Here is an 11,838-nt window from a genome sequence, read left to right as displayed (position 1 = left end):
TTGGTTCAGGGCTTAGCCGGGCAAGACCAGAGCCCGCAGAGCTCGGACGTTTAAAACTGGCGGAATTACATAAAAAAGCGATGACACCAATGGCGCGATTTGTCCGGTAACCATGCCCGTGATTAGGCCCAGCGTGCCAAACACGCCCAAGGTGACATTGCACGCGACAGCGATTTTCTTAAGTTTCCTTCGTTGTGCGGCCACTGGAATACCGGCAAAGAAGATGGTTTCTCTGGATAGCACTACGGCCGTTAACAGGAATGAGCCAATTATGAAGGCCATTAATGCTGCAACAATCAATACGCCCGTAAAGGACTGTGATTTAAAGAGCATCAGCGCCGCGCCAACTGAGATTAGCGCGACGATGGCCCAGTTCATAACGCGTAACTTTCGGAACTCCAGTACAGGCGCGGCTGGATCTCCAGGCTGAATGGCGGCCTCCGAAGCTATAAAAGCGGAGGAGATGCTGCTTGGCAGTCGATCTCCACAGGCTTGGCAAAAAGCAGCCTTTGGCATTACAGCTTCGCCACACTTTGAGCAGTGCGTGCTATTCAGGCCTTCCATTTACTCTCCATGTCGCGTTTCTTGTCACGATGGCGTGTCGTACAACATTCCTTGTCGTCCTGTAAGTCCTTGACCCATCTATCGAGGGGGAACGCGACTTGGGGTGACGGCAAGCCCGACTGCGGTAAAGGTAGCAGGACACCACCTATTTGCCATAGTTTGTCCACCGACTGCTTTTGGCCGTTTTCTGCCTGTCACGAAGGGCAGCAAACGACCCAACTCAGTCATTTAGCCTGCGGCCACCGATCCTGAATTTCATACCAGGGCGCCTTGGACGCCACTTCGATATGCCGCTGTTTTCCGGGCGTGAAGGGCGTGTCCAGGTTGCCCAGCGCAATGGAGATCCAGTCGGCGTATTGCCCTTGGCTTTTTGACCAGAACAACGACGAACCGCACTGGCTGCAAAACTGACGCAGCACCGACTCGGAAGAGCGGTAGGCCGTGATCTGCCCTGCACCTTCGATCAGATGCAAATCAGCGCGGGGCACGCTTGCGTAGCTGGCAAACGCGGCCCCATGGCCTTTGCGACATTGGCTGCAATGGCAATGTGAGAGTGCTTTGGGCGGAGATTTGAGTTCGTACCTGACGGTGCGGCAGAGACAGCTGCCTTGGAACGTGCCGGTCATTGTTTATGTAGCCTGATAAGAAGGACTGGCAATTTAAACGGGGTGCAGGCGCGGTGTCGAATGAGGGCTGATGGGTTTTCGGATGAGCGGGGTAAAAACGGCTCTATCATCTACGCTGATCACCAAGCACGAAGCGGATAGCGAGGCTAGGGAATGACAGTGGGTTTTAAAGATGATCTTGCCTGTTCAATCCTGTTGCTCGTTCCCTTTCTCTTTTACGCCAGCACAGGTGCCGATCCACTGTTCATGGGTGCCTGGTACCTCTTGGGCGTGCCCTTGGTGGCGCTGGTACCGGGTTTGGTCTTGCGGGCACCCGCGTTGTTTCTGAGTGGAACGACAGCCGCTGCGGTTGCTTCTCTGTTGGTCTACATGAAAATCATGTTCAGCCTCAATCACCCCGAAGGGCTCTTGGGGCTTGGGCACGTATTCTCCGTGCCCGGTATGTTGCTTGGCACCGGCGTGTCGGCCTGGCTATTGAGATACCGCGTGACAGCAAGCTTACCGTGGCTCGTCGCAGGCATTGCATTTCTGGGAGCCGCATTGGGATTCATCATCGCCCAGATGATGGTGTGCGCCACCGTGATGTATTGCGGCGCGCTGTCGTTTGGAATGTAGGGTTGTTTTAACCCTGTACAGGACGTGTGCGCCTACCCGTTAAACATCCCCCGAGAGTGCTTGTTTAAAGGTTCCTACAGTTACCAGATGAAAGCCACAAAACCTTGCGCCGCTGCCTACGGTTACGCCAGAATCCGCCGGCTTGTGCGCCTTGGGGGCTATCGGTAACTTGATTCGCGTCACTGCCCATCAGTGATCGGGTTTAGCAGCCCGTTGATGTCAAGACGCACGTTGTCTCTATCAATCAGGTATCCCATGCCTGCACTTGATGGTGGCTGTGCGCAGGGCGCTTCGGCGCGCCGATTTCTTGGCTCATCGGTCTGCTAACCTGCGCACAGCTGCCTCCCTCTCGTTTAGCAGCGAATGGGTTGTAGCCTCACTCGCATGAGGATAGAGCCAATGTTCAAAGTCACACCCAATCCCCCGGACACCGATCCCGCATCCCCCTACGAACCCGATTCAAAAAAGCTCAACGAGGCCGCCGAGCGCGCCCTCGACTATCACTTCCCCTCGACGGCCGATATCAAGGCCAGCCCACGAACACCCAGCACTTTGTTTGCCGTGAACCCGCAAGCCACGACCGAAACGCTGGTGGTGTACCTGGTCGAAACCCTGGCCTCGGTGGATGTGATGGTTCATCAGTTGGTCGATCATCTGGACGGTGGCGATCGCCATGCGTTGCTGGGTATTTCCAACAGCATCATGCTGGCGGAGATCACCGCGAACCGGGTGCTGGATCGGATTGATCCGCGCTGAAAGATCGTACCGAGGACCTGTAGGAGCGAGCCTGCTCGCGAAAAACGTCCAGGCAACGGGTTCATTCAGATGGCCCGCGTTATCGTTGGCGTCCATCGCGAGCAGGCTCGCTCCCACAGGGGGGGGCGGGGCCGCCTCAACGCTCCATGACATAGGTGCCAGGGGCGGGGCAGAGGGGGGGGTATTTGCGCGAGCCTTGCTTCTTCGGCGCCGGCAGCTGTTCGCCCGAGCGCTGCCCGATCCATTCGCGCCAATGCGGCCACCAGCTGCCTTGCTGGCGCTCGCCGGCGTTTTGCAGCCAGGTTTGCGGGGTTTCCTCAGAGGCAGGCGCGGCGTAGTAGAACGACTTGGGATTGCCCGGCGGGTTCACCAGGCTCTGCAGGTGGCCGGCGTTGGACAGCACGTAGGTCGCGTCTTCGCCAAACAGTCGGGCGGTGCCGTAGCAGCCCTGCCAGGGGGTGATGTGGTCGGTGGTGCCGCCCACCACATAGGCGCCCACTTTCACCTGGGTCATGTCGATCGACTCGCCGGCAATCTCCAGGGTGTTCGGGTTGCTGTAGGGGTTCTGCTGGACCAGGTCGAGGTAGTCGGCGTGCAGTTGGGCGGGCAGCCGCGTGGTGTCGTCGTTCCAGGCCAGGATGTCGAAGGCCGGCGGCTTGTTGCCCAGCAGGTAGTTGTTGACCCAGTAGTTCCAGATCAGGTCGTTGGGGCGCATCCAGGCGAACATGCGGGCCATGCCCTGGCCGCTTAGCACGCCCTTGCGCCGGGAACTGGCCTTGGCCGCGCGCAGGGCGGACGGGGTGGTGAACAGCCCCAGGGTGGTGTCGTCCAGTGCCGAGGGCATGTCGAGTACGCACACCGCCCAGCTGGTGTTGGCCACCTTGTGGCCTTCGCCACGGGCCGCCAGCCAGCCGAGGTAGGCCGCCATGGTGATGCCGCCCGAGCAGGAGCCCCACATGTTCACATCCGGGCTGCCGGTGATCTTGCGCGCCACGTCCACGGCTTGGTCGAGGCACAGCGCGTAATCGGACAAGCCCCAGTCGCGATGCTCGCGGGTGGGGTTGCGCCAGCTGATGACGAAGAGGGTCACGCCGCTGTCCTGGATCCACTTGATCAGGCTTTTCTCCGGTGACAGGTCGATGGCGTAGTACTTGTTGATTTGCGGCGGCGACATCACCAAGGGTCGGGCATAGACATTTTCGGTGGTGGGCGCGAACTGCAGCAGCTCGAACATCTCGTTGCGAAACACCACCTGGCCCTTGGCCGTGGCTATGTTTTCGCCCACCGTGAACGGCGTGCTGTCGACTTGTCTCGGCAGCCCACGGTTGTGCAGCATATCCTCGCCGAACTGGCGGATGCCCCTGGCCAGGCTCATGCCACCGGTGTCCACCAGCTTGCGCAGCGCCGCCGGATTGGTCAGCGGCGAGTTGCTCGGTGCCACGGCATCGGCCAGCAGCGCTGCGACGAACCGGGCCCGGCTCTTTTCCAGCGGGGCAAGGTCGGTGGACTCGATGAAGCGGGTCAGCTCACTCTGACCGGCCAGGTAGCTCTGCAGCAGCGCGCGCAGGAAGGCGTTGGATTGCCAGGCCGGATCGGCGAAGCGTTTGTCCTTCGGGTCTGGCGCGATGCTGGAGTTGCCGCCGACGATGCCGCGCAGCGACTTCAGGTAGCCACCCACATGAGCGCCAGCCTTGAGCGGCGACTTGCCCACGGCCTTGAGCAGGTAACCGGCGGAACTCGCCAGGTCCGCCGCGCGCACGCTGACCAGCGGATTGGCCGCCAGGGTCTGGTTGGCAGCCGTGCCGATCAGCTCTTGTTGCTGGGTATCGCCCGGAAGATCGTCATCCTTGCGGGTGCGACGTTTGCGGCCGGTTGCCGGGGGACGCGGGGTGGGGGTTACGGACTCGGTCGTTCGGGTGGATCTGCTCATGACGGTTCTCGTGTTTCCGGGTGCTGGGCCCGGTTGTTATTTTGTTCCGACTCTAGGGTGCAGCGGGGGCGACCACCGCGCATTGCACGACAGCGATTTTTCATTTCATGACAAGGGGCATCGGGCGCCGACGAGTTGAGCGGATGGCTTGCGGGAAAGGTGGTGGCTACGAAAATGCGTCGCGGTGTCATTTTCATAAGCTTTGGCAGTTGGTTTTTTTCTTACCGGTGGCTGTCGGCAGTATCTTTTGCGCCTGGGGCAAATACCCCGGCTGGCAAGCGGATGAACTACGCTGCAAACACAACCCCGCAGATCGAAGAAACAGTGCGCAAGGAATCCAACTGACCCTTCTTCGGGATCCGGCATCCCTGATCGCCACCACCCGGAGCACGCTCCGTGAGAATCAAACAGCCCCTGCTTGCGCTTCTGTTGCTCGCCTTGCTGTTTGATGGCTGCACGACACTCAATGTTCCTCACGAACCCAGTCAGGCCTTGCCTGCGAGCGATTCGGCGTTCGGTCGTTCCATCCAGGCCCAGGCAGCCCCGCATCAGGGCCAATCAGGCTTTCGCTTGCTATCGGACAGTGCCGAGGCTTTCACCGCCCGCGCCGAGCTGATTCGCAATGCCCAAAGCAGCCTCGACTTGCAGTATTACATCGTCCACGACGGCATCAGTACGCGGATCCTGGTGAGCGAACTGCTCGACGCCGCCGACCGTGGCGTCCGCGTGCGGATTCTGCTGGATGACACCACCAGCGATGACCTGGACAAGATTATCGCGACGCTGGCTGCGCACCCGCGAATGCAGATCCGCGTGTTCAATCCGCTGCACCTGGGCCGCAGCACCGTCGTGACGCGAACCATGGGCCGACTGTTCAACTTGTCGCGGCAACACCGGCGCATGCACAACAAACTGTGGCTAGTGGACAACAGCGTGGCCATCGTCGGAGGGCGCAATCTGGGGGACGAGTATTTCGATGCCGAACCCAACAAAAATTTCACCGACATCGACATGCTCAGTGTCGGCCCGGTTGCAGAGCAGTTGGGGCATAGTTTTGACCAGTACTGGAACAGTGCCCTGAGCAAGCCGATCGAGCAGTTTCTCTCGATCAGGCCGACCACCAGGGACCTGGAAAATACCCGGACCCGGCTGGACGAATCCCTGGAGGAAACGCGCAAACAGAATCATGCCCTCTACCAACAGTTGATGACCTACACCACTCACCCACGTATGGATGTCTGGCGGCGGGAGCTGATCTGGGCCTGGAACACGGCGATGTGGGATGCCCCGAGCAAGGTCTTGTCGAAGGGCGAACCCGCCGCGCACCTGCTGTTGACCACCCAGTTGGTCCCCGAGCTTGACGGGGTCACCAGGGAGCTGATCATGGTGTCGGCCTACATGGTGCCGGGCCAACCGGGGGTGCTGTACTTGACCGAGCGTGCCGATGCTGGCGTGTCGATCAGCCTGCTGACCAACTCACTGGAAGCCACCGATGTGCCCGCCGCGCATGGGGGTTACGCCCCCTATCGCAAAACCTTGCTGGAGCATGGCGTGCAGTTGTACGAGTTACGCCGCCAGTCCGGCGACGCTGACGACAGCGACAGCGGACCGCGCCTGTTTCACAGCGGATCCTCCAACAGCTCCGATTCCAGCCTGCACAGCAAGGCGATGATTTTCGACCAGCAGAAAGCGTTTATCGGCTCGTTCAATTTCGACTCGCGCTCCTTGTTGTGGAACACCGAAGTCGGGGTGCTGGTGGACAATCCGCAACTCGCCGCACGGGTGCGTGAACTGGCCCTGGAGGGGATGGCACCGCCTCTCAGTTACCATGTCCTGCTGGAAAAGAATCAACTGGTCTGGGTCACCGAGGATGACGGCAAACAGCATACGTTGACAGAGGAGCCGGGGAGTTGGTGGCGACACTTCAATGGGTGGCTCAGCAGCACGATTGGGCTGGAGAAAATGTTATAGGGCCAGATCTCCATTCATTTCATTTTCAGGGCCAGGATGAATCATGCGGATGTGGACAGGCAGCACGGCGCGGCTTATCAGCCAGCTGATGATGGTTGCGGGTATTAGCTTCGTCGCAATTGTCACTCATGTGCAGGCTCAAGCCACACCTCAAGCCACTCAAGAGATAAAGGGCTTGCTGGATTTTGTCGAACACAGTGAGTGTCAGTTTGTGCGCAACGGCAGCGAATACCCAGGTCCGCGGGCCCGGGCGCATCTGGAAAAGAAGCTGAATTATCTCGAAGGCAAGCACCTGGTGAACAGCGCGGAAGACTTCATCAAGCTTGCTGCCACTAAAAGCAGTGTGAGTGGCCGCGCCTATGAGGTGCGCTGTCCAGAAGGTGTAGAACCGGCAAGCACCTGGTTGAAGAGGGAGCTGGAGAGGCAACGGCAACTTCATTGATATTGTCTAAAGCACGCAGGCTGATCGACCCCGGCTCGAGTCGATCAGCAGGCACCATCAGAACGCCCAGTCCCGGGCTTGAACAAGCCGGCAGAAGGGTCCTGCCAGGGTCGCGTTGTGATGGGCGATAACGGCCTCAGCCTTGAGGGTCGGGGTATCAGGGCAGGTATGGCCGTCGGCGATCAGCACTGCATCGAAACCCGAGTCGCGGGCGGCGCGGGTCGTGCTGTCGACACAGTATTGGGTTTTCATGCCGGTGATGACTACACCTTCACAACCGCGCTCACGCAACTGTGCCGCGAGGTGGGTCTGGGCGAAGGCATTGGGGCGGGTTTTCTCGAAGATCACTTCGTCACCTTGCAACGCCAGTTCCTGGACAAGTTCTGTGAGAGGGCTGTCTGACTCGATAGGCGAGCCCGCGGGGCCGATGTGACGGGCAAGAAAGATCGGCGCGCCCGCCTCACGGGCGTTACTCATCAGGCGTTTCAAGGTGCCCACGAGCGCTTCGCTGCGCCACGGTTTCTCCGGGCCGTGCACAAGCCCTACCTGCATGTCGAGAATCAGAAGTGCGTACATGGAGCGTTTCCTTACGTTTGAGCCAGCGCCGAGGGGGCAAAAAAAAAGACCCGGTCCATTGCTGGCGGGTCTTTGGGTTTTCGGTTTTTTCAGCTCACGAAAACGTTCACGACCCGCCCGTGGCGGTCGTGGTGTTCGTGGTCGATTTGATGCGCAGTGGAGTCATGCCCTAGACCTTATCTTTCGTGCGTTGGTCATGCAAGTGAACAGGCCTGGTTCAGGCCCGTGTTAGCGGTTCAGGCAGGCCCTTCACCCCGGGATTCAAGGCGAATACGCCGCCGGCCAGCGGCTGGTCGGTCAGGTCGATGCCCTGGGGACGGATCGAGGTGACGAACAACGTATCCAGTTGTGGGCCGCCAAAGGCGCACATGGTCGGTTTTTTCACTGGCAGGTGCAGTGCGCGATCCAGTTTGCCTTCGGGGGTGAAGCGCAGCACCTGTCCGGCATCGATCGCACAGATCCAGTAGCAACCCTCGGCATCCACGGCGGCACCATCCGGGCGGCCCGGGTGCTGGTTCATGTCGACGAACACTCTGCGGTTGTGCGGTGTGCCGCTGTCGATGTCGTAGTCGAAGGCCCAGATCAATTGCACGCCGGGATGCGAATCCGAGAGGTACATAGTCTTGCCGTCCGGGCTGAAGGCCATGCCGTTAGGGACGGTCAGGCCTTCCAGGCGAGCGTGCAAGGGTTGTATCGAGCCACCGGCTTGCGGGTCGTAACGGTAGAGTGCGCCAACCGTATCGGCGCCCATGCCGGGGTGCATGGTGCCGGCCCAGAAGCGGCCCTGGCGGTCGCAGCGCCCGTCATTGAAGCGCATGTTGTCGCGGGCATGTTCGACGCTGGCGCATTTTGTCGCGCGCAGGCGCCCATCCGCCTGGGGGGTCAGCTGGAAGATCCCGTTTTCTTGCGCGCCCAGCCAATGGCCTTGCGGGCTGCGGGCGATGCACGCGAGCATTTCCTCGGCCTGCCAGGAGTGGGTCTGGCCATCGAGTTGCCAGCGGTGCAGGCGGCCGGCGGGGATGTCTACCCAGTAGAGTGCGTTTTCCTGTGGCTGCCATACCGGGCTTTCGCCGGTGGCGTTGCGTGCGTCGATGAGGAGTTCTGCGGTCATGGGTCGGTTCCGGATTCAAGGGCCGGTGTTGCCGGCCGTGGGGACAGGGTTCAGTCGCCGAAAGGGCCGGCCGCCGTGAACGCGCCCCCTTGCAGCCGGGCGTTGGGATCGTCCGTCGCAGGCTTGGGCTGTTGCTCCATCTGCGCGCGGAAACGCTCGGAGCTGTCCTGCGGGTTGAAGCCCAGGTGCGCCGCGAAACGGTTGTTCCACCACAGGTCGCGGTTCGCCGAAACGCCATAGACCACGGTGTGGCCAACGTTCTCGGCGAGCAACGCACGTTCCACCAGGTGCGCCAGGTCGGCGTAGCTCAGCCAGGTGGACAGCATGCGCAGGTTGCGTGGCTCGGGGAACGAGGAGCCAATGCGCAAGCTCACGGTCTCGATGCCGTAGCGATGGAAATAGAAGGTTGCAAGGTCTTCGCCATAGGACTTGGACAGCCCGTAGTAGCAGTCCGGGCGGCGCGGGGAATGCGCGTCCAGTTGCTGGTCCTGCGGATAGAAGCCGGTGACGTGGTTGGAGCTGGCGAAAACCACGCGCTTGATTCCGTGTTTGCGCGCGGCCTCATAGATATGAAACGTACCGCAGATGTTGGCCTCGAGAATCTCCTCGAAAGCACGCTCGGTGGAGATCCCGCCCAGGTGCACGATGGCATCCACCTCGTTGGCAAGCGCCAGGACCCCGGCCTTGTCCGCCAGGTTGCAGCTGATCACCTCTTCATGCTCGCCAGCGGGTGGCGCCATCTCGCTGATATCGCTGGCGCGTACGACATTGGCGTGCGCCTGCAACGCTTCGCGCAAAATCTGCCCGAGCCCGCCGGCGGCGCCGGTCAGCAGCAGGCGGTTGAAGGGTTTGTTTGCAGTGGAGGAGGGGGATGTCGTCATGGCGGGTGCGTCTCTAATTTGGTTTTTGTCGTGGACCTTGCCGGGCAACGTTGGTGGCTGCCCGGCGGTGGGCATTACATGAAGTTGTACTGGATCCCCAGGCGCCAGCGGGCCTGGCGGTCGTCGGTGTAGGCGTTGACCTTGATGTCGCCGACTTCCATGTACGGAGCCCACTTCTTGTTGATCCGGTACTTGATGATCAGGTTCTGCTCGTAGTCGCTCTTCTTGTTGTCGTAGCGGATGTAGTCGGTGTCGAAGTGGATGTACTGGTACTCGTATGCCCACGGGCCTTTGGGGGTGTAGCCGAGCCAGCCTTCCAGGCGGGTAGTGTTCTGGTTGTCCTTGGCGCGGTCGCTGTAGCTGTGATCGATCTGGTCGCGGTCCAGGCTCTTCGCATCGAGACGTACGCGGGTGGCGACGTACCAGGTGTCGGAGATCTTGTAGTTGTACTTCAGGCCGAACTTGTAGGTGGTGGAGTCCTTGGAGCTTTCCATCTGGAACGACGGCGTCAGCGTCGACCTGGGATTCAACTTGTAGTTGTAGTCCACGGTGAGCTCATGGCCGTTGTCGACCATGTTGTCGTAGGCGACGTCTTCGCGATCGCCGGCCGTCTTGTATTTGATCTCGGCGCAAAAACCCAGGCCGCTGTCCAGCCGGTAGGCAAGCTTGACCCGGTCGGAGTGGTTGCTGTCGTCTTCGGTGTAACCGTGGCGGTAATCGATGTTGGCCGAATCTGCGCAGGCATAAAAAGACCAGCCGAGGGTGCTGACAGCAATGAGATTGCGGAGTGATTTGTTCATGCGATCTTCTTTTTTGTTTTTGTCGAGGTCGTTATGAGGCGGGTCGTGGCTGTGAAATCCGGTGCGGCGGGGTAGGCGCTCCCTGGTGAATTTCGGCATAAGTTATCGTACAACCTGCAGGTCGTCTACGATTTCTTCAAATGTTGTCGGACAACTCGGTACGATCGCTCTAAAATGGGCTTTATAGAGAATTTATAGGCAATGCAATGATGTCTAAGTGATGATAAGTACTCTGAAAAAGCGTCTTTTTTAAAGTTTTCGAGAGGGTCTTTTCAAATGTTGTACGATGACGTAGGATCGCCTCCAGAGCGTGACTCACCCGCCACAAATCAAACAAGAAGGCTCAGACGTCCATGATCATCACTGCTGTAAACGTCCAGGTTTTTTCCTACCCCACACGCCGCGCTGTCGACAGCGCCGGCCATGCCCACCCGGGCGACGTTGCCCAGGCCCAGATGGCCTTGCTGCGCATCAGGACCGAATGTGGTAACGAAGGCTTCGCACTGGGTGCGCCCGAGCTCATTCGCCCTTATGTGCTGGACGGTTTCGTGCGCAAAGTGCTGGTGGGCGCCAATGCCTTTGATCGCGAGAAGATCTGGCACGACCTGGCGCACTGGCAGCGCGGTAGCGCCAGTCAGTTGACCGATCGTGCCCTGGCGCTGGTCGAGCAGGCCCTGTGGGACTGGGCCGGACGCAAGCTGAACGTGCCGGTGCACAAGCTGATCGGCGGTTACCGCGACAAGGTGCCTGCGTACGGTTCGACCATGTGCGGTGACGAGCTGGCGGGCGGTTTGTCGACCCCGGAGGAGTACGGCCGTTTCGCCGAGACCCTGGTCAAGCGCGGCTACAAGGCAATCAAGCTGCACACCTGGATGCCGCCGGTGTCGTTCGCACCCAGCGTGAGCATGGATATCAAGGCGTGCGCGGCGGTGCGCGAGGCGGTCGGCCCGGACATCGCGCTGATGATCGATGGTTATCACTGGTACAGCCGCACCGAAGCACTGACCATCGGCCGCGCCCTGGAGAAGCTGGATTTCGCCTGGTTCGAAGAACCGATGATGGAAGACTCTGCCGAATCCTACGCCTGGTTGTCCGCTCAGCTGGACATCCCGGTGCTGGGCCCGGAAAGCCTGGGCGGCAAGCACCTGAGCCGGGCCAGCTGGGTGAAGAACGATGTCTGTGACATCTTGCGCGCCGGTGTCGCCGGGGTCGGCGGGATTGCACCGTGCCTGAAAGTCGCGCACATGGCCGAGTCGTTCGGCATGAATTGCGAGATCCACGGCAACGGCGCGGCCAACCTGGCGGTGGTCGGCGCGATCAAGAACTGCACCTGGTACGAGCGTGGCCTGTTGCACCCGTTCCTCAACTACGACGAGGTGCCGGCATACCTCAAGCGCCTGGTCGACCCAATGGACGAAGACGGCTTCGTGCACCTGTCGGACCTGCCAGGCCTGGGCGAGGAGATCGACTTCGACTACGTCGAGACCAACACGCTGCACAACTACTGATTCGTGCATGGCGGCACGCGTCATGGCGTGCCGCCCGAGAGTCCAATAACTATAAAAA

General features: G+C 60.3%; 12 protein-coding genes. 5 read left to right on the top strand and 7 right to left on the bottom strand.

What is annotated here, in order from left to right; all coding sequences use genetic code 11:
* Nucleotides 1-12 precede the first annotated feature (12 nt).
* Nucleotides 13-564: a zinc ribbon domain-containing protein gene (locus HFK74_RS20620; RefSeq protein WP_180205101.1), complete on the bottom strand. Its 552-nt coding sequence runs from the start codon at nucleotides 562-564 to the stop codon at nucleotides 13-15.
* 224 nt (nucleotides 565-788) lie between these two features.
* On the bottom strand, nucleotides 789-1,190 hold the full coding sequence (locus HFK74_RS20615) for a GFA family protein (protein WP_180205100.1): 402 nt from the start codon (nucleotides 1,188-1,190) through the stop codon (nucleotides 789-791).
* Between the two features lie 153 nt (nucleotides 1,191-1,343).
* On the opposite strand from HFK74_RS20615, the gene HFK74_RS20610 reads away from it, so the two are divergent.
* Together HFK74_RS20610 and HFK74_RS20605 are read left to right on the top strand one after the other, a co-directional pair.
* A complete protein-coding gene (locus tag HFK74_RS20610; protein ID WP_218953758.1) occupies nucleotides 1,344-1,805 on the top strand; it encodes a hypothetical protein in 462 nt (153 codons plus the stop codon).
* 399 nt (nucleotides 1,806-2,204) lie between these two features.
* Nucleotides 2,205-2,561: a DUF6124 family protein gene (locus tag HFK74_RS20605; protein ID WP_180205098.1), complete on the top strand. Its 357-nt coding sequence runs from the start codon at nucleotides 2,205-2,207 to the stop codon at nucleotides 2,559-2,561.
* 136 nt (nucleotides 2,562-2,697) lie between these two features.
* On the opposite strand, the gene HFK74_RS20600 is transcribed toward HFK74_RS20605, so the two are convergent.
* A complete protein-coding gene (locus tag HFK74_RS20600) occupies nucleotides 2,698-4,491 on the bottom strand; it encodes an alpha/beta fold hydrolase (RefSeq protein ID WP_180205097.1) in 1,794 nt (597 codons plus the stop codon).
* 396 nt (nucleotides 4,492-4,887) lie between these two features.
* Here HFK74_RS20600 and HFK74_RS20595 point away from each other — a divergent pair, with 396 nt between their 5' ends.
* Both HFK74_RS20595 and HFK74_RS20590 read left to right on the top strand, forming a co-directional pair.
* Nucleotides 4,888-6,462: a phospholipase D family protein gene (locus HFK74_RS20595; protein WP_180205096.1), complete on the top strand. Its 1,575-nt coding sequence runs from the start codon at nucleotides 4,888-4,890 to the stop codon at nucleotides 6,460-6,462.
* Nucleotides 6,463-6,505: 43 nt separating this feature from the next.
* Entirely contained in the window at nucleotides 6,506-6,904 is a 399-nt protein-coding gene (locus tag HFK74_RS20590; protein WP_180205095.1) for a DUF5329 domain-containing protein, read from the top strand.
* Between the two features lie 57 nt (nucleotides 6,905-6,961).
* Here the strand turns inward: HFK74_RS20590 and HFK74_RS20585 are convergent, their stop codons facing one another.
* The 4 genes from HFK74_RS20585 to HFK74_RS20570 all read right to left on the bottom strand — a co-directional run bounded on the left by HFK74_RS20585 (nucleotide 6,962) and on the right by HFK74_RS20570 (nucleotide 10,272).
* Complete coding sequence (locus HFK74_RS20585; protein ID WP_180205094.1) at nucleotides 6,962-7,480, bottom strand: cysteine hydrolase family protein; 519 nt, start codon at nucleotides 7,478-7,480, stop codon at nucleotides 6,962-6,964.
* Between the two features lie 217 nt (nucleotides 7,481-7,697).
* The gene (locus tag HFK74_RS20580) at nucleotides 7,698-8,591 is read right to left on the bottom strand and encodes an SMP-30/gluconolactonase/LRE family protein (RefSeq protein ID WP_180205093.1); all 894 of its coding nucleotides are present in this window, start codon (nucleotides 8,589-8,591) and stop codon (nucleotides 7,698-7,700) included.
* 50 nt (nucleotides 8,592-8,641) lie between these two features.
* Nucleotides 8,642-9,472, bottom strand: coding sequence for an NAD(P)-dependent oxidoreductase (locus tag HFK74_RS20575; RefSeq protein WP_180205092.1), 831 nt, complete (start codon nucleotides 9,470-9,472; stop codon nucleotides 8,642-8,644).
* A gap of 74 nt (nucleotides 9,473-9,546) precedes the next feature.
* The gene (locus HFK74_RS20570; RefSeq protein ID WP_180205091.1) at nucleotides 9,547-10,272 is read right to left on the bottom strand and encodes an oligogalacturonate-specific porin KdgM family protein; all 726 of its coding nucleotides are present in this window, start codon (nucleotides 10,270-10,272) and stop codon (nucleotides 9,547-9,549) included.
* Nucleotides 10,273-10,625: 353 nt separating this feature from the next.
* Between HFK74_RS20570 and HFK74_RS20565 the strand changes: the two genes are divergently transcribed.
* Nucleotides 10,626-11,780 (top strand): mandelate racemase family protein, encoded by a 1,155-nt coding sequence (locus HFK74_RS20565; protein WP_008065601.1) that lies wholly within the window; start codon nucleotides 10,626-10,628, stop codon nucleotides 11,778-11,780.
* The last annotated feature ends 58 nt before the right edge of the window (nucleotides 11,781-11,838 follow it).

This window comes from Pseudomonas sp. SbOxS1 (assembly GCF_013416725.1).
Lineage (GTDB): Bacteria > Pseudomonadota > Gammaproteobacteria > Pseudomonadales > Pseudomonadaceae > Aquipseudomonas.
The sequence above is the reverse complement of the archived record's forward strand: the minus strand, read 5'-3'. Positions and strand labels throughout refer to the sequence as shown.